An 18,639-nucleotide genomic window follows, 5' to 3' on the forward strand; every position below is an offset into this window, starting at 1 on the left:
TCTTCGTCCTTATTGTTCTTCGTGCAGCGCATTCACACAAGCAACAAATTGATGTCCGCGTTGTGGATAGCCTGTAAACATATCAAAACTTGCACATGCTGGCGAAAGCAATACCACATCATGTTGCTGTGTATTTGCTTGGCATAATTTTACTGCTTCTTCCAATGACGTAGCGTGAAGAATTGTGGTTGTGCCTTGAATTGCTTGTTCAATCACTGGTGCATCTTCACCAATCAGTACCGCGAGTTTTGCAAATTCCGTTAATGATTTTCTTAAAGCAGTAAAATCTTGCCCTTTACCTTGACCACCTAAAATGATGGCAACTTTAGCTTTCTGTACTGCGATCGCCGCACCTAAGCCGTCTAATGCTGCTAAGGTTGCCCCAATATTTGTACCTTTTGAGTCGTTATAATAACGAACACCTTGCACTTCTTTAACAAATTCGCAGCGATGTTCCAACCCCTTGAAGGTTTTCAAAGTTTCCAGCATAACCTCTAATGGTAGACCTATCGCTTCACCTAAAGCTAAACACGCAAGTGCATTTGCGACATTGTGTGTCCCTTGAATATACATCTCAGAACTTTTCAATAAACGTTCACGCCCCCTTGCTAGCCACATCGTACCATCAGTATCTCTGAGTACACCATACTGATTCATATCTGGTGCATTGAGCCCAAAACTCTGCATTGGTGTTGCATCAGGTACTAAAGGACGTGTCAAAGAGTCATCCCGATTGAAGACCACTTTCTTGACACCTTGAAAAATACGATGTTTGGCCGTGTGATATCCCATCATATCGCCATGACGATCGAGATGGTCTTCGCTCATATTTAAGACGACAGCAACTTCAGCATTTAAGTTCGATGTAGTTTCTAATTGGAAACTGGATAGTTCTAAGATATATAGCTCTGGATCATCTTTGGTTAAATCTAAGGCTGGACGTCCTAAATTCCCCCCTACAGCGACTTTTTTGCCTGCATCTTTCGCCATTAAGCCGATCAAGGTGGTCACTGTGCTTTTTGCATTAGAACCTGTTATTGCAACAATAGGCTTTTCAGTCGCACGTCGTAAAATTTGAATTTCACTGACAACAGGAATGCCTTGTGCAAGTGCTGTTTGAATCACTGGCAGTTTAGGATCAAGCCCTGGACTGATAATAATTTCCTCAGCAGACAACAACATTTCTTCGTCAAATTTCCCAAAGCTAGTTTGGACTTCAGGTGGAATTTGATCATGTCCAGGTGGAGAGGTCCTCGAATCTGTTACTGCAACGTGATAGCCTTTTTCATGTAGAAAATTTACCGCAGCAACACCCGAAATTCCGAGTCCTGCGACAACTTTTAATCCACCACGCTGTATTAACATTTCTGCCCCATATTTTAGTCTAATTAGAAACTGCCGAAATGTTAGCACTTTGCTGCTTTGAATGCTTTTTTTGATTTCATAATCTTGACATTATTTTGTGTCCATGCGTAAAAAAACCGCCAATTTAGGCGGTTCTTTTATTGAAGTAAACTACTTCCATTTCACAGCTTGAGGGTTTAACTTGGGTGTTTCCTTGTCTGAAACAGGACAAGCGCAATTTCCGCCACAACCAGCAGTCATTTTGGGTTTAAGCCACTTTGATAGTGCCTTCCACCCTTTTCTTTCCGTGGCATCTGACAGTTTCATAAAGACTGAATTTGACGTCTGTGGAAAAACCTTTTTGAATACGACCAATGCACTCCAAAGGACCAATGCCGTAATAATTAGAATTTCAATCATCTCAGTCTCCTCAACTCTTCAGATTTAAGCTAACACGCTGGTCGCGACTTGATAGGTTAAAAACGACATAAAATACGCTAAACCAAATAAATAGACGGTCATAAAGCCAACTGTCTTCCAAGAACCTGTTTCGCGTTTCACTGTCGCTAATGTCGCCAAACAATGTGGTGCATAAATGAACCAGACCAAAAGTGATAATCCTGTTGCTAAAGACCAGCCCAAATCCCCACCACTACTAATCAGTGATGCCAAGCCTTCCGACATCGCATCCTCATCAACAGCAGACAAAGCATACACGGTGCCTAAAGCAGCAACGACAACTTCACGCGCAGCCATGGCTGGAATTAAAGCAATACAAATCTGCCAATTAAAGCCTAATGGCGCAAAGATTGGTTGCATCAAATGACCTAACATCCCCGCAAATGAATAATCAATCGCAGGTAATGTTGCACCCTCTGGTGGTTGTGGGAATGTGCACAAGAACCATAATAAAATAGAAAGCGCAAAGATGATTCCACCGACTCGCTTCAAAAAGATTTTTGCTCGATCAAGCAAGCCAATCCACACGTTTTTCAAATCTGGAAAACGATAGCTTGGAAGTTCCATCAATAACATATGTTGAGATTTATCTTTTTGGAAAAACTTCAACACAAACGATACGATCAGTGCACTCACAATCCCTGCCATATATAGACCGAACAGCACTAAACCTTGAAGGTTAAATAGTCCCCAAACCGTTTGAGAAGGCACAAAAGCTGCAATCAACAACGCATAGACGGGTAAACGAGCTGAACAAGTCATCAATGGCGCAACAAAGATCGTGGTCAAACGGTCTCTTGGATCACTAATAGTCCGTGATGCCATGATTCCAGGAATTGCACACGCAAAACTCGACAGTAATGGAATAAATGCACGTCCCGAAAGACCTGCTTTATACATCAACTTATCAAGTAAGAATGCCGCTCGGGGTAAATAACCTGATTCTTCAAGCACCAAGATAAAGAAGAATAAGATGAGAATCTGAGGCAAAAAGACAACTACACCACCTGCACCCGCGATAATTCCATCAACCACTAAACTATTGAGTAATGGATGTGCAATATTCTCACCAACGACTTCACCCAACCAGCCAAAGAACGTCTCAATACCATCCATGAAGGGTGCCGCCCAAGCAAAAACTGCTTGGAAAATGATGAACATCATCACCGCTAAACTGAATAGACCAAGTACTGGGTGCAGAAAGATTTTATCGAGAAAAACTGAACGTTTATCATCAAATTCAACAAATTGAACGGCATCTTTGACAATCGCTTCAACTTTGTCGTGATCAGATCCTTTCAAACCTGTCAGCTCAGTTTGAGGAACAGCATATTTGCCATGATCTAGCGCATTCATCAGGTTTTCAATACCTGAGCGACGCACAGCAACCGTTTCTACAACTGGAATGCCTAAGCGCTCAGAAAGCTTTTGGGTGTTTATTTGCATTCCACGACGACGAGCTTCATCCATCATGTTAAGTACGAGTAGCATTGGACGACCCAATTGGATCAACTCCAAAACTAAACCAAGGTGCAACTTCAGATTGGTTGCATCAACAACGCATAAAAATGCATCTTGATGACCTTCTTCCGCAATTTTCCCATAAACAACATCACGGGTGATTTCTTCATCTGGACTAGTTGCGTCTAAACTATACGTTCCTGGCAAGTCTAAAACACGAACCGCTTTACCTGAGTTTAGCGTGAAGTGACCAATTTTTCGCTCAACGGTTACACCTGCATAGTTACCTACTTTTTGGCGTGTTCCAGTCAAATGATTGAATAATGAAGTTTTACCACAGTTAGGATTACCAACAAGGGCAACACGCAACGCATCGCTCATGCCGACACTCCTTCTATTTCAATTTTTTGTGCTTCATTTTTTCTTAAGGCAAAGCGAGTAAAACCCACTTGAATGAGAATTGGATCACCGCCAAACAGTCCTTTCGTAATGACTTGTACTTTAGTTCCGGAAACAAATCCTAGCGTTTCTAAACGACTTGCCACCATATCTGTAGAAGTACCATCTACAGTGCGATGCACTTGCGTAATGATGGCAGATTGTTTGACTTTCAAATCAGATAAACGCACCGTACCTAACCCTAAAAAATTTTGAACAGTATACATACAAATGAGAATTATTACCGCACTCTCATCAAGAATGATTCGCATCTTCTTATAACACATCGACATGCATAGAAAATTACACTACATTAGATAATCTCAATTAAATCAATCGAATTTCCCAATCGAATATCCCTATGATTAATAAGAAACCTCGAGTTCCTGCACCCATTCAAATTCCAGAACAACTTTCGTTCTTACACGGATTTCGAGATTATTTAATCGCTCAGTCTGTTAGCCCACACACCCGAAATGCCTATCTCACAGATTTAGTCCAATGCAGTACTCTGTTAACCAGCCCCATGACCTTATGGTCACATGATGATATTTCAGATGTACTGATTGAGCTCACCAAACAAGGGAAAAGTCCTCGATCAATTGCTCGCACTTTATCGGCACTTCGGTCTTTCTATAAATTTTTAAGAGAGCAAAATTTAAGAACAGATAATCCTATAGCCGCACATAAAACACCCAAGTTAGGACGAGCGTTACCTAAAGATTTATCTGAGCAAGATGTTGAATCACTCATTCAAGCACCAGATACAAACACAGCGTTAGGCTTGCGTGATCGCACGATGTTTGAAGTCCTTTATGCTTGTGGTTTACGCGTGAGCGAACTGATTAATTTAAGAATAGATCACATCAATCTCAATCAGGGTTTTTTGCGAATCTTGGGCAAGGGAAATAAAGAACGTTTAGTTCCTTTGGGGCAAATTGCTGTGGAATGGATTGAAAAATATTTAGCAGAAGCTCGTCCACAACTCTATAAAAGTGCTACAGATTACTTATTTCTGACCCAACATGGCGGGATTATGAGCCGTCAAAACTTTTGGTATGCCATCAAACGTTATGCCCTCCAAGCAGGTATAGCGACAGAGCTATCCCCCCATACATTAAGACATGCTTTTGCAACTCACCTGCTCAATCACGGTGCAGATCTCCGAGTGGTACAAATGCTCCTCGGGCATAGTGATTTATCAACAACACAAATTTATACGCATGTTGCACAAATTCGCATGCAACAACTTCATGCTCAGCATCATCCCCGTGGCTAAGTCATCGATCTGAATTTTGTAGCACTAAGCTATAATTTACGATTTGAGAATATTTTTTGTTATGCTTAGCACAGTAAAAATAATGCTGAAAACTTTAAAAGGGTTGTTTATGTTATTTACCCGTTCGAAAATTTTATTCGCTTCTACCCTTGCAACGACGCTTTTTATCAGTGCATGCTCCAAATCTGAAGACACGCAAAAATCTGATGGGACTTTAACGGCAACTGCACCAGCAACGGGCCAAGCATCAAATTTAACTGAGCGAAATGCGCAACAACGCTTGATTCAAAAGTTAGAGAAAAATTTTAAAACTGCCAATATCAATGCCAAAATTATAGACATTAAACCAACCGAAGTACCAAATCTTTACTGGGTCAATTTAGAGGGTATGACTGCGGTATACACTACTGCAGATGGTCAATATATTTTCCAAGGTGATTTACTACGTTTAGGTAATAAAAAAGTTGAAGATATTGGACAATCCTTCCAGTCGGCATTGAGTAAAGGATTACTAAGCCAGTTAAAAGCTGAAGATCTCATTATTTATCCAGCTAAATCTAAAACCAAACATATCGTTTACGTTTTTACAGATATCAGCTGCCCTTACTGCCATAAATTGCATGAACATATGGATGAAATCAATTCTAAAGGAATTGAAGTTCGTTATATCGCGTGGCCACGTGGAGAACAGTATTTCCCAGCAATGGAAAGTGTCTGGTGTAGTAAAGATCGTAAAACTGCATTTGATCAAGCTATTTCAGGTCAACAATTAAACAATACCAACTGTGAAAATCCTGTTAAAGATCAGTACCAAATGGGTTTAAAAATGGGTGTAAATGGAACGCCTGCAATTTACAGCTCAGAAGGTGTTTATCTTGGTGGATACATGACAGCAGATGAAATACTACGTAGCTTAAATAACTAATATTTATGAGATAAATTACTGCTTTTTATACATCAATATTTAACTCGATTGACCCTAGAGTCTGCCTCTTTTTTTAGCTATGATCTAGGTTCAATAAAATTTTACATATTTTTTGGAGTGTGACGTGAAACCAGTTCGTCTGGCAATACTCGGTCTAGGAACCGTAGGTGGTGGTGCCCTTAAACTATTACAAGAAAACGCTGCTGAAATTAGACGTCGCACCGGTCGTGAAATTCAAATTACTTATGTGGGTACTCGTCGCCCTCGCCCAGATTTAAATCTTCCAGACTCAGTTAAACAAAGTGCCGACCTTCTTGATATCGTTCGTCAACCTGATGTTGATGTTGTTGTTGAAGTCATGGGTGGTATTCACCCTGCTTATGAAGTCATCAAAGAAGCAATTGTTCATGGCAAACAAGTTGTCACTGCCAATAAGGCGCTTTTAGCTGAACATGGTAACGAATTATTTAAACTTGCTGAAGACAATGCTGTGCAGATTGCCTATGAAGCAGCTGTTGCCGGCGGTATTCCAATTATCAAAGTAATTCGTGAAGGCTTAGCTGCCAATAAAATCGATTGGCTTGCAGGCATCATTAATGGTACAGGCAACTTTATCCTAAGTGAAATGCGTGAAAAAGGACGTGCTTTTGCGGACGTTTTGAAAGAAGCGCAAGAACTTGGCTATGCTGAAGCAGATCCAACCTTTGATGTAGAAGGGATTGATGCTGCTCACAAGTTAACCATTCTTGCATCTTGTGCATTTGGTATTCCACTTCAATTTGATAAAGTTTTTACTGAAGGAATTGGTAAAGTTACTGCTCAAGATGTGAAGTATGCTGAAGATCTTGGCTTCCGTATTAAGCATTTAGGTATTGCACGTCGTGCAGAAAAAGGCATTGAACTACGTGTTCACCCAACGCTCATTCCAGATGATCAGTTGATCGCAAATGTAAACGGCGTTAAAAATGCTGTTCTCGTACAAGCGAACGCAGTCGGCCCAACTCTATATTATGGTGCTGGTGCTGGTGCTGGTCCAACTGCTTCTGCCGTAGTCGCTGACGTTGTCGATATCGTTCGTGACATTTCTTATACTGAAGACGGTGCTGGAACTATTCCACAATTAGCATTTGAAGCACTCACAGACTTACCAATTCTAAGTCGTGAAGAAATGACAACGGGTTACTACATCCGTATTAATGCTGAAGATCAAACAGGCGTACTTGCTGAAGTTACTACGATCTTGAGTCGTGCAGGAATCAGTATTGATGCCATTATGCAGCAACCTCGCTTAAAAGACCTTATTCCTATCGTGATTCTGACAGATCCTATTGTTGAATCAAAAATGGATGAAGCGCTTTCACAAATTCAAGCATTACCCGTCATCCATGGCGAAATTGTACGAATTCGTTTAGAATCGCTTGATAATTAATCATCTCGGGTAGAGGGTACTGCTGCCCTCTCCAGCTCTACACACAATTGGAACATCATCATGTCTAATGCCAATCGTTACACTGGTTTAGTTGACCGTTATCGCGACCGTTTACCAGTGTCTGCAACTACTCGTGCAATCTCCCTAGGCGAAGGTAATACACCACTGATTAAGCTTGCGAATATTCCACGTTTAATTGGCAAAAATGTTGAAATTTATGTGAAGTACGAAGGCTTAAACCCGACTGGTTCATTTAAAGACCGTGGTATGACCATGGCAGTCACTAAAGCGGTTGAAGAAGGCTCTAAAGCGATTATCTGTGCATCTACAGGTAATACCTCTGCTGCCGCTGCCGCTTATGCTGCTCGCGCTGGTATTAAAGCATTCGTTTTAATTCCAGAAGGCAAAATTGCAATGGGTAAAATGGCTCAAGCAATGATGTATGGTGCGATCACAATGCAAATTCGTGGTAATTTCGATGACGGTATGCGCCTTGTTAAAGAAGTTGCTGACCAAGCCCCTGTAACTATCGTAAACTCAATCAACCCTTACCGTTTGCAAGGCCAAAAAACGATTGCATACGAAATCGTTGATGAATTAGGTCGTGCACCTGACTATCACTGCTTACCAGTAGGCAACGCAGGTAACATCACTGCACACTGGATGGGTTATACAGAAGCTGTTGCAAACCAACCTGCGGATCAATTTGAGCAAGTAATTTACGATGCTGAAACTGATCAATTCACTGGTCCTAAACCTGAAGGTTTACCGACGATGGTTGGCTATCAAGCTTCTGGCGCAGCACCATTCTTACGTGGTGCACCTGTTCAAAACCCTGAAACTGTTGCAACAGCAATCCGTATTGGTAACCCACAAAGCTGGAACCATGCGAAAGCGGTAGTACGTGACTCTCAAGGTTGGTTTGATGAATTAACAGATGCTGAAATCTTAGAAGCTCAACGTTTGCTTTCTATGTATGAAGGTGTATTTGTTGAGCCAGCTTCTGCAGCTTCGATTGGTGGTGCAATCCGCGATATTAAAGCGGGCAAAATTGCTGAAGGTTCAGTCATTGTTTGTACTGTAACAGGTAATGGTCTTAAAGATCCTGATACTGCTATCAAACAGTGTTCTGATGCAGTCATGCTTTCAATTGATGCAACGATGGATCAAGTACGCGATTCAATTTTGTCTAATATGTAAGATTGCATCATAAAAAACCCTGCATCTGCAGGGTTTTTTATTTATGGTCTAGATCGCACGTGGTAACTGACTGGTCCAACGCATTAAGCGAACAGCATCATCATTACGAGCTTGAGTATTGCTTGCTCCTAAAAGCACAACTACAGCTGGGCGATTATTCAAAGTCGTATGCATCACCACACAACGCCCAGCCTCATTAATAAATCCCGTCTTTGAAATGTTAATATTCCAGCCACCGTTACGAACGAGAGAGTTCGTATTGTTCGATTTCAACACACGATAACCGAGGTTAAAATCATAGGTTGGCGTCGTAGAAAATTGACGAATAAGACCGTACTGTGATGCGGTACTCACCAAGATGCCCAAGTCCCGCGCAGAAGCAACATTGCGAGGATCTAGACCTGTAGACTCAGTAAATTTAGATGAATGCATCCCTAAGGCACGTGCTTTATTATTCATAGCAGAGACGAAAGCCGCACGACCTCCTGGATATGTACGAGCCAAAGCCGCAGCTGCAGGGTTTTCAGATTTCATTAAAGCGAATAATAAGGCTTCAGCACGATTCATTGTGTCACCTACACGCAATGTCGAGCTTGAGTTTTTACCACCCGCACCTGCAAAATCAATGCTTTGCAGCGTAATATTTTCAGACATATTTAATTGTGCATCTGCGATCACAACAGCTGTCATTAATTTTGTAACAGACGCAATCGGTAGAGCAGTATTCGTGTTCTTACTAAATAAGACCTCACCCGTATTTGCATCCATGACCAATGCTGCACGCGCGTTCACAGAAGGTTGATTACTATAGCGACTGTTATCAAGAATCTGAGAGGTTGGTGATGTTGAGGTCGCAGGGCCTGTAGATTTACGAATTGTTGTTGTAATCGTGGTTGTTGCTTGAGGTGTATACTCTTCTGAAGAGGAAGTAGAAGCTTTGAGACTATCATTATTTAAGAATTGGCTTGCATCTTCAGATGACCAACTGATGCTCGCCTGCCCCGGTGCAGAATTAGCATGATTAATTAATTCTGCAAAGCTCAATGAGCTCATAGAGAGTAGTACTGATGTAGTCAGCACATGCATTAGCGTTAATTTCTGTTTTTTCACGATAACTTACTCATCTTACGGAGGCATTTTGCATCATTGCTAATCACCTCAAATATGACTTACATTTAGGTACAAACGTGATTAATATTAAACCACGTGATTATGCACAGTATTTTAGTAAAGATTAGGAATAGCATTGCTATTTTTGTTAGTCCAATGCAAGCAATTTTTGCATCATGTAACAAAAAAGTAAGAATAGATTTCAGAGGAGGTGTTTGTGATCACGGTATTAGTGGTAGATGACCATGAGTTAGTTCGTACAGGTATTTGTCGTATGCTTGAAGATCAAGCAGATATTCAAGTCATTGGTCAAGCAGAGTCCGGTGAAGAAGCAATTAGTCTTGTTCGTCAACACCACCCTAATGTCGTCTTGCTCGATGTGAATATGCCTGGTATCGGTGGCGTAGAAACCACTCGCCGTTTATTACAAACAGCACCTGACACTAAAGTTCTCGCCGTCAGTGGCCTAGCGGAAGAACCCTATCCATCACTACTGTTAAAAGCGGGGGCTCGTGGTTATATCACGAAGGGAGCTCCGATCACAGAAATGGTGCGTGCAATTAATAAAGTCATGCAAGGTGGTAAATACTTCAGTGCAGATATTGCTGAACAGCTTGCGAGTTCTTATTTATCTGATACACAAACCTCTCCTTTTGACGCACTTTCTGAACGTGAAATGCAAGTCGCGATGATGGTTGTGAATTGTATTAGTGCCCAAGAAATTTCAGACAAACTCTTTGTTAGCGTAAAAACAGTGAATACCTACCGCTATCGTATATTTGAAAAATTAGGAATCGATAGTGATGTCAAACTGACGCATTTGGCAATTCGTTATGGTTTGATTAAGCCTTAATTTGATCTGAGTATTCCAATGACGTCTGCTGCTTCAATTTCTATTTACCAAACGATCTACCGTCTTGGAACACTATATTCAAGTTATCGTATCATTATCGCCCTAAGCTTAACGCTCATATTCCTACTGACGATTGATTCTGAACGTTATTTTTATCAATACGAATCAATCTATTTTTACGCTTTACTCCTTTATGTTGCAAGCAGCATCGTACAAACGATCGTTTTAAAATACTTACCACAAGCTATTTCTAAACAAATTATCACCTTATTTGCAGTTGATCTGCTCTTTCTAAATACGCTTACTTTTGCACTCGGTGGTCCCAATATCGCAATTGGGTTATTGTTTGTCATTTCCGTCTTTGCAGCAAATTTTTTACTCAGTAAAAACCAAGCCTTATTCATCACATTGGTCGCGGTGATTGGGGTCGTATATCAACAGTTTTTTGGTAGTTTGTTCTCCATTGAAAGTCTAAATAATATTGGTGACAGTGCCTTTCTTGCCTTTTTATTTTTTGTGGTTCATGGTATTGGTCAAGTATCAATACAACGGTTTCAAGTACTCGAATCGGTCAATACACATCAAGCTAACGAACTCTTTAAATTACAAAATATTAATCGTTATATTCTTGAGCAAATCGAAGTTGGTTATCTGGTCTTAGATGATCACTGTAAAATTATCGTCTGCAATCCTGCTGCATGTTCACTACTCGGTATTTCGCCACTCTATGCTCATGAACAATATAATCTTGCAAATTTTCAACCAGATCTCTATGAAATTCTCAAAAACACATTAGTTGCTCATGGAGAGCGCTTTCAATTTGAATCACATCAATCATCCTATACGGTTGATATTCGTATTCAAAAACTGGTTACACCTCAACAAGCACTCACGCTATTAATTTTGGAAGATGCGCAAAAGCTTAATCAGAAAGTTCAACAAATGAAATTAGCTTCTCTTGGTCAATTATCAGCCAGCATTGCACATGAAATACGTAATCCTTTAGCAGCAATCGTACAAGCCAATGAACTTAATGATGATTCGGATGAAGAACAAAAACGTATGCTCAATCAAATGATTGCTAAGCAAGCAAAACGTATTGATAAAATCATCAAAGACACATTGGATATGGCAAAGAATAAAAAAACTGCCAGTGTACTGATTCATTTTGAGCAGTTTATGCATGATCTTATTCAACAAGATTTAGCAGATATCAGTTCTCATATCCAATTACAGCTTGAAGCCAATATTGAAGTTTATTTTGATGAAATCCAACTGCGACAAGTTCTGATTAATTTAATTCGCAATGCTATTCGTCATAATGATCCGACCGCAGAGTACATTTTTGTCAGAAGCAGTTGTTCAGAAAATCAAATTTTTATTGATGTTATCGATTTTGGCAAAGGCATCCAACAACATGATTTATCTCAATTATTTCAACCATTTTTTAGTACTGAAACCAATGGAACTGGTTTAGGATTATATTTATCACAAAGTATTTGTGAAGCTAACCAAGCAAAATTGAGTTATATCGAGCAAGAACAGCAAGGTGCATGTTTTCGTATTACATGCCATAAGACAGACGTTTAGATGGATAAGATCAGGTTATGGTAAAGCAACAACCTTTAGTACTTTTAGTCGATGATGAACCTGATTTATGTATGTTGATGCAAATGACCCTTTCTCGGATGGGCATTAAAACGCATATGGCACATCATTTGAAACAAGCGCTACATTTTCTAAGCGAATATAAATACGATGCGTGTATCACCGATTTCAATTTACCAGATGGCAATGGCATCGATTTAGTTAAATACGTCACCCAGCACTATCCGAAGACACCCATCGCGGTACTGACCGCCTATGCCAATATGGAGTTGGCAATCTCCGCTTTAAAAGCAGGCGCTTTCGATTTCGTCAGTAAGCCCATTAATCAACAACATTTGCATCAATTGCTTAAGAAAGCATTACATACCCCTGCAGTGGATGATGATCTCAATCAGCTTCCACTTGAGGAACAACTGCTGATTGGTGTCTCAGAACAAACTCAACAGCTTCGTACAGCAATCAAAAAAATAGCACGATCACAAGCACCCGTCTTTATTACAGGTGAATCAGGGACTGGTAAAGAAATCGTTGCGAATCTTATTCATCAACTCAGTAATCGTCATGATCATGCCTTTGTCGCGATCAATTGTGGTGCGATGAATGAAGACCTGATGGAAAGTGAATTATTTGGTCATATCAAAGGCAGTTTTGTGGGTGCTGACCAAGACAAACAAGGGTTAATTCAAACAGCTGACGGTGGAACATTATTTTTAGACGAAATTGCAGAGCTTTCACTCGCCATGCAAGCTAAATTACTGAGAGCAGTTCAAGAAAAGAAAATCCGTCCGATTGGCAGTGATAAAGAGCTTGATGTTGATTTTAGGATTGTCAGTGCAAGCCATCAAAATCTTGAGCAATTGGTTCAGCAAGGCAAATTTAGACAAGATCTATTTTTTAGAATTCATGTGATGGATTTACGTCTTACCCCACTCCGCGATAGACCCAACGATATTCCTGTTCTAGCTCAACATTTTATTGATAAAATCAGTAGTGAATGGCGTATTGAAGCCCCTCAACTGTCTCAAGAGGCGATACAATTCCTTAAACAACAACCATTTACAGGGAATGTACGCGAACTTAAAAATATCATCGAGCGTGCACTTACACTTTGCGATGATAAGCTCATAGCCGTCGAGCATGTTAAAAGCCCTTCATTAGGCTTAACATCCCAACCTTTAGCACAACAACCAAATAGTCAAATTGAAGCAACTACTGATTTAACGTCTCAAATACCCAAAGGTTTGCCCGAAGAGGGATTAGAACAATACCTTGAGAAAGTAGAAAAAGAAGTTTTAATTAATGCGTTAAACTCAACGCATTGGAACAGAACCCTAGCCGCCAAAAAATTAGGAATGACATTCCGGTCATTACGATATCGTTTAAAAAAATTTGGTTTAGATACTGAAGATGAATAACTTAGCATCACCCCGATATTGATGATATTTAACGGCTTCTTAACAACAAATCGGCTGCGTGTTGGAGGTAAACCTCTTCTTTCATATCCTGCGGCCAAGGATATTCGATATTAGGGGCTATGCCTTGCCCATCAATCTCGACACCATTGGGTGTTAAGTAATGAGATACTGTCATTTGTAGTGCCGCACCATTTTCAAGTGGAAAGAGTTTTTGCACAACACCTTTACCATAACTCTTTTCACCAATGATTACGGCGCGTTGATGATCTTTCATTGCTGCCGTAAATACTTCTGCTGCAGAAGCCGAACGTTGATTAATCAATACTCCGACTTTAAGCCCTGTAAATTCATGTCCAGGTAAAGCTTGGAATTGTTGATCACCTTCTGAACGGCTACGTGTAGATACAATCAAACCCTGATTTAAAAATAAATCTGCCGTTTCCACAGCAGAAGATAATAATCCACCCGGATTATTTCTTAGATCTATTAAAACAGCTTTGAGTTGTTGGCTATGATGCTCATCGATATAACGTTTTATTTCATTCGCAGTATCTTGCTGAAAAACTTTCACCTTTAATAGTAAAACTTGATTACTCAGCATATGTGCTTGTATATCGGCAACATCTAGTTTTTGATTTCTCACTAAAATAATTGGAGATGAGTTCGGTGATCTTTGTAAACTGATGGTTGATCCAATCGAGCCGCTGAGCAAGTCTTTGACTTGATCTTGGTTTAACAATCTAAGCTCTTGTCCATCAATTTTGTAAAGTGTAACGCCGTTGGCCAATCCTAATTTTGCCGAGTCACTATCGGGATCTAAATTTTCGATCTGCCATAAACCTCGTGAGGTATCAAAGCTAAGATCAAAATCGATACTCGCTAAATCCTCCTCGGTATATTTGAGGAGTTGGCGATAATCTTCTGGAGATAAATAGCGAGAGTAACGATCTAGCCCACTCACCAAACCTTGGATCGCTTGTAAAAATAACTGATCGTCAGTGACTTCAGTGACATAGTTTTCTTTTACTGTACCGTAAATCTGAACAAACTGCTGTATAGATTCAATCGGAACTTCTGAACTGTTTGATGACCAGTCTTCTTCTAAAGGATCAACTGCTGGACCCTTAGATCCAGCAGCGAAAGCATGAACCCCATTCAAACTTAAAGCTAGACCTAACATGAGTTTGAATAACAATGGATTCATACTGAATTCCTTCTTATTTTTAAACTAAAGTCACTAAATTGCGACCTTTCATTTCAGCAGGAACAGGCAACTGCATTAAATTCAATAATGTCGGTGCAACGTCTGCAAGCACCCCACCCTCTGCAATTTTTGCTTGAGTTGGACCTACATAAATAAATGGCACATGCTCAGTTGTATGTTGAGTATGGACTTGACCACTTTCATAGTCCTGCATTTGTTCAACATTACCGTGATCCGCAGTGATCAACATATGACCTTTCTTCGCCATCACTGCATCATAGACACGACCTAAGCTGACATCTACTGCTTCTACTGCTTTAACGGCAGCATCGAATACCCCTGTATGTCCAACCATATCGCCATTTGCATAGTTCACAACGAGTAAGTCAAATTCACCTGAATTAATTGCATTCACTAACTCATCAGTGACTTCATAAGCACTCATTTCTGGTTTTAAATCATAGGTTGCAACATTTGGTGATGGAATCAAAATACGTTTTTCACCTGGATACTCATCTTCACGACCACCACTGAAGAAGAAAGTCACATGGGCATATTTCTCAGTTTCCGCGATACGTAATTGAGTTTTACCTAAATTAGACAGGTATTCACCAATTGAATTGACCAACGGTTCTGGCATATATGCCACCGGCGCATTAATTGTCGCTTGATAGCGCGTTAACATGACAAATTTCGCAAGCTGAGGCACAACTTTACGCTCGAAACCATCGAAGCCTTGTTCAACAAATGCTTTTGTCAATTCGCGAGCACGATCTGCACGGAAATTCATAAAAACAACAGCATCACCATCTTGTACTGCGGCTACATCCCCAATACGTGTTGCTTTCACAAACTCATCTGACTCTTCAGCAGCATACGCTTGTTCGAGACCTTCCACAGCAGACTCAACTACGCGAACAGCCTCACCTTCTGTTAATAAACGATATGCTTGTTCGACACGATCCCAACGATTGTCACGATCCATTGCGAAATAGCGACCGATCATCGTTGCGATTCGACCCTGACCTGGATATTGGGCAAATAGTGCATCTAATTTCTCTAAAGACGGCTGTGCACTTTTTGGCGGAGTATCACGACCATCTAAGAAAGCATGTAAATAGACTTGAGCACCTTTTTTTAGTGCCAACTCTGCCATAGCAACAATGTGGTCTTCATGAGAGTGAACACCACCTTCAGACAACAATCCAAAAATATGTACTGCTTTTTGATTTTCTTTTGCTTTTTCTACAGCATCAACCAATACTTCATGTTTGTAGAAATCACCAGTACGGATATCTTTGGTAATACGAGTGAAATCTTGATACAACACGCGTCCAGCACCAAGATTCATATGACCAACTTCTGAATTCCCCATTTGGCCATCTGGAAGACCAACATCTTCACCTGAACCTGAAATCAGACCATGTGGATGATTCTGTTTCATTGCAGTTAAATTAGGTGTTTTCGCTGCAAGAAAAGCATTATCTTCGACCGCTTCACGATGACCCACACCATCCATAATGACTAAAACGTGAGGGATTTTGCCAGCAGTTGCATCCGTCATGATATACACTCTTTTCTGTTTACAAATTAATCAACGTATCTTAACGAATTTTTCATTAAGACTCTATCTGAACACGATGGCTTTGATTGATCTAGACCATCTATTTTTCAATTTAAAAATTCTCTAGCGCGCTCGATATAGCAAATAGCTACCTACCGCAAAGATAAGCACAATTGGCAGAAAAACAAACCAAGCGGGAGATGGTGAATACACCAAACTCGCGTACCCTAAGAAGTCTTGTAGGTAGTAAAAACCAAGCCCTACAAATAACGCAATTACTAAACGAAATCCCATGGATTGTTGACGTAAAGGGCCAAAAATAAATGAGCAAGCAATCAGTACAAGTGCCAACAATGCAAATGGCGAAGCCACTTTTTGCCAGAATGCAAGTAAATACGTTTTAGGAACTTGACTATATTCATCCATATAGCGCATAAAACTGATCAATTGACTTGGAGCTAAATCTTCAGGATCAATCGTCACCATATGAACATATTTAGGTTGAAGCGCTAAAGCAACATCCTGCTGAGGAGTTTGAATCAGTCTCGAATAGCCTTCAGGAAAAATATCCATCTGACTGGCTTCAATTAAAGACCATTGTCCATTTTGTACAAATTGACCTTGATTCGCAGTCAAGACTGACTTCAGACGATAATCTTGATCAAAGTCCATCATCTCAACTTGACGTAACTGCCCTTGCGCATTTGCATAGTCAATATAAATAAATCGTTGACCTTCTCTAGTCCAATACCCTTTGACTTCGCCAAGCTCAGCAACAGAACGACGGTCTTTAATACTTTCCGCCCGCTCATTGGTGTAAGGAATAACATATTCACTGAGTAAAAATGAAAGCAATACCAAGAGCATTGCTGAGCGCATGACCCAACCCACAATACGCCACAGGCTAATCCCTGAAGCGCGCATGACAATCAGCTCACTATTTGAAGCCATTGAACCCAAACCGAGCACTGCACCAATCAATGCTGAAATAGGTAAAATTTCATATAAATATTGCGGTGAAGCCCATAGAACATGAATAAGCGCTTGCCAAGCTCCATATCCTTCTTTCAGGCTGCCTAATTCACCCATATAGGTAAAAAGAATTTGAAGGGCTGATAAAATCGCTGTAGCACCCAACATCGCCAGCGCTGTGGTTTTCGTCACATGTTTTGCGACAATTCGACGTGCCAACATTATGATTTCACCTGCTCAATTCGTTTTTTTAACTTAGGTGCTAGTTTTTGTTTACGCGAGAAAATCGCTGCACCCACTGCATAAACAATCAAGATAGCGGGATAAGCCCAAATACCAATCTCATCTTTACTAATTCTGGTTTTAATCGCCATTAATGCCACAATCAAACTAGCAAAAATTAAGAGTGCAGGAAATAATTTTAAATATCGTCCTTGGCGTGGAGTAACCTCAGACAATGCCGTTGCTAACATCAATGCCACAATCAATGTAAATGGCACAAATATTCTCCAGCCCAATTCACTGGCTACTACAGCATCTTCACGAGTTTCAATCAACTTCGAAATTGGTAACGCTTCTACATCACCACTTTCAAATTTCGCCTCTTTATCACTTTCAAGACGCAAACGATATGAAGCAAATTCAGTATGACTATATTTCGGACTATCTTGATAAATTTCGTAACGGCGACCTTGGGTTAAATCAACAACACTCGCTGTTTCACCGACCATTTCAACACGTGTCGCTTCTTTCGCTAAAATCATGATGTCAGGTTTTTCAGGCTTATCTGCTCGCTGATAGAAGAAAATTTCTTTTAAGTTTTTACGATCTTCTGAAAGTGCACCAGCATAAATGGTATAAGGACCTGAGGAAATAAACTCTTTTGGACGTACCAAATCAAAGCCTGATCGAACCGCTTGGGTCGTCGTAAGCTTTTCAAATTCACGTATACCCCATGGAGACATCCATACCATTAATACCGTTTGAATGGCCAAATAAATGGCTGTGAGAGGTAACAATAAACGAGCCAATTGATTACGACTAACACCACTGCCATTGAGAACCGCCATTTCATGATCTACATACAGTCGGCCAAACACCAACATGAGACCAATGAAAAAACCTAAAGGTAAGATCAATGTCAAAAATTCTGGAAGACGGTAGCCAATGATGCTAAATAAAATACTTGCATCCATTCGACCCTGAGCTGCCACGCCAAAATACTTGATCAAACGCCCACCCAACATGATGAGTGTAAGCAATGAAATCACAACCACAGAGGTAGATACCACTTGTTTGACGAGGTAACGTCTTATAATCAAAGTAATCTTCCAAAATTAGGTTAAATCGGCTAGCGCTAGTTTACCCGAATGTTAAA

Annotated in this window: 15 protein-coding genes and 2 pseudogenes; 8 read left to right on the top strand and 9 right to left on the bottom strand. The window is 40.4% G+C overall.

What is annotated here, in order from left to right:
• Window positions 1–9: 9 nt before the first annotated feature.
• The 4 genes from murD to BMW42_RS09330 all read right to left on the bottom strand — a co-directional run bounded on the left by murD (window position 10) and on the right by BMW42_RS09330 (window position 3,893).
• Window positions 10–1,365, bottom strand: a complete 1,356-nt coding sequence (gene murD / locus BMW42_RS09315; RefSeq protein ID WP_092767322.1) for a UDP-N-acetylmuramoyl-L-alanine--D-glutamate ligase — start codon at window positions 1,363–1,365, stop codon at window positions 10–12.
• A gap of 150 nt (window positions 1,366–1,515) precedes the next feature.
• Entirely contained in the window at window positions 1,516–1,764 is a 249-nt protein-coding gene (locus tag BMW42_RS09320) for a DUF6587 family protein (RefSeq protein ID WP_035263913.1), read from the bottom strand.
• Window positions 1,765–1,788: 24 nt separating this feature from the next.
• On the bottom strand, window positions 1,789–3,645 hold the full coding sequence (gene feoB, locus BMW42_RS09325) for a ferrous iron transport protein B (RefSeq protein WP_092767324.1): 1,857 nt from the start codon (window positions 3,643–3,645) through the stop codon (window positions 1,789–1,791).
• A complete protein-coding gene (locus tag BMW42_RS09330; protein WP_092767423.1) occupies window positions 3,642–3,893 on the bottom strand; it encodes a FeoA family protein in 252 nt (83 codons plus the stop codon). The genes feoB and BMW42_RS09330 overlap by 4 nt, the downstream gene beginning before the upstream one ends.
• Window positions 3,894–4,063: 170 nt before the next feature.
• On the opposite strand from BMW42_RS09330, the gene xerD reads away from it, so the two are divergent.
• The 4 genes from xerD to thrC all read left to right on the top strand — a co-directional run bounded on the left by xerD (window position 4,064) and on the right by thrC (window position 8,535).
• Entirely contained in the window at window positions 4,064–4,981 is a 918-nt protein-coding gene (gene xerD, locus BMW42_RS09335; RefSeq protein ID WP_092767326.1) for a site-specific tyrosine recombinase XerD, read from the top strand.
• Between the two features lie 109 nt (window positions 4,982–5,090).
• Complete coding sequence (locus BMW42_RS09340; protein ID WP_092767426.1) at window positions 5,091–5,906, top strand: DsbC family protein; 816 nt, start codon at window positions 5,091–5,093, stop codon at window positions 5,904–5,906.
• A 124-nt stretch (window positions 5,907–6,030) separates the two neighbouring features.
• Window positions 6,031–7,335, top strand: a complete 1,305-nt coding sequence (locus BMW42_RS09345; RefSeq protein WP_092767329.1) for a homoserine dehydrogenase — start codon at window positions 6,031–6,033, stop codon at window positions 7,333–7,335.
• Window positions 7,336–7,395: 60 nt separating this feature from the next.
• Window positions 7,396–8,535, top strand: a complete 1,140-nt coding sequence (thrC, locus tag BMW42_RS09350; protein ID WP_092767330.1) for a threonine synthase — start codon at window positions 7,396–7,398, stop codon at window positions 8,533–8,535.
• A gap of 48 nt (window positions 8,536–8,583) precedes the next feature.
• Here the strand turns inward: thrC and BMW42_RS09355 are convergent, their stop codons facing one another.
• Window positions 8,584–9,645, bottom strand: a complete 1,062-nt coding sequence (locus BMW42_RS09355; RefSeq protein ID WP_143047408.1) for a serine hydrolase — start codon at window positions 9,643–9,645, stop codon at window positions 8,584–8,586.
• 217 nt (window positions 9,646–9,862) lie between these two features.
• Between BMW42_RS09355 and BMW42_RS09360 the strand changes: the two genes are divergently transcribed.
• From BMW42_RS09360 to BMW42_RS14970, 4 genes and pseudogenes are all read left to right on the top strand, one after another.
• The gene (locus BMW42_RS09360; RefSeq protein WP_092767334.1) at window positions 9,863–10,498 is read left to right on the top strand and encodes a response regulator transcription factor GacA; all 636 of its coding nucleotides are present in this window, start codon (window positions 9,863–9,865) and stop codon (window positions 10,496–10,498) included.
• Between the two features lie 18 nt (window positions 10,499–10,516).
• On the top strand, window positions 10,517–12,088 hold the full coding sequence (locus BMW42_RS09365) for a sensor histidine kinase (RefSeq protein ID WP_092767336.1): 1,572 nt from the start codon (window positions 10,517–10,519) through the stop codon (window positions 12,086–12,088).
• Window positions 12,089–12,105: 17 nt separating this feature from the next.
• Window positions 12,106–13,234: pseudogene (locus tag BMW42_RS09370) on the top strand (sigma-54-dependent transcriptional regulator); the annotation flags it as partial.
• A 107-nt stretch (window positions 13,235–13,341) separates the two neighbouring features.
• Window positions 13,342–13,521: pseudogene (locus tag BMW42_RS14970) on the top strand (helix-turn-helix domain-containing protein); the annotation flags it as partial.
• A gap of 28 nt (window positions 13,522–13,549) precedes the next feature.
• Here BMW42_RS14970 and BMW42_RS09375 read toward each other — a convergent pair.
• The 4 genes from BMW42_RS09375 to lptF form a co-directional block, all read right to left on the bottom strand.
• Window positions 13,550–14,725, bottom strand: coding sequence for a S41 family peptidase (locus BMW42_RS09375; protein WP_228143113.1), 1,176 nt, complete (start codon window positions 14,723–14,725; stop codon window positions 13,550–13,552).
• 19 nt (window positions 14,726–14,744) lie between these two features.
• Window positions 14,745–16,289 carry a 2,3-bisphosphoglycerate-independent phosphoglycerate mutase gene (gpmI, locus tag BMW42_RS09380; RefSeq protein ID WP_092767340.1) on the bottom strand — a complete coding sequence of 515 codons (1,545 nt, stop codon included), beginning with the start codon at window positions 16,287–16,289 and terminating at the stop codon, window positions 14,745–14,747.
• A 123-nt stretch (window positions 16,290–16,412) separates the two neighbouring features.
• Window positions 16,413–17,483 (bottom strand): LPS export ABC transporter permease LptG, encoded by a 1,071-nt coding sequence (lptG, locus tag BMW42_RS09385; RefSeq protein WP_035263894.1) that lies wholly within the window; start codon window positions 17,481–17,483, stop codon window positions 16,413–16,415.
• Window positions 17,483–18,583, bottom strand: a complete 1,101-nt coding sequence (gene lptF, locus BMW42_RS09390) for an LPS export ABC transporter permease LptF (protein ID WP_092767342.1) — start codon at window positions 18,581–18,583, stop codon at window positions 17,483–17,485. Before lptF ends, lptG begins: the two co-directional genes overlap by 1 nt.
• Window positions 18,584–18,639 lie beyond the last annotated feature (56 nt).

Source organism: Acinetobacter sp. DSM 11652, assembly GCF_900109815.1.
In the GTDB taxonomy this organism is placed as follows: Bacteria; Pseudomonadota; Gammaproteobacteria; order Pseudomonadales; family Moraxellaceae; genus Acinetobacter.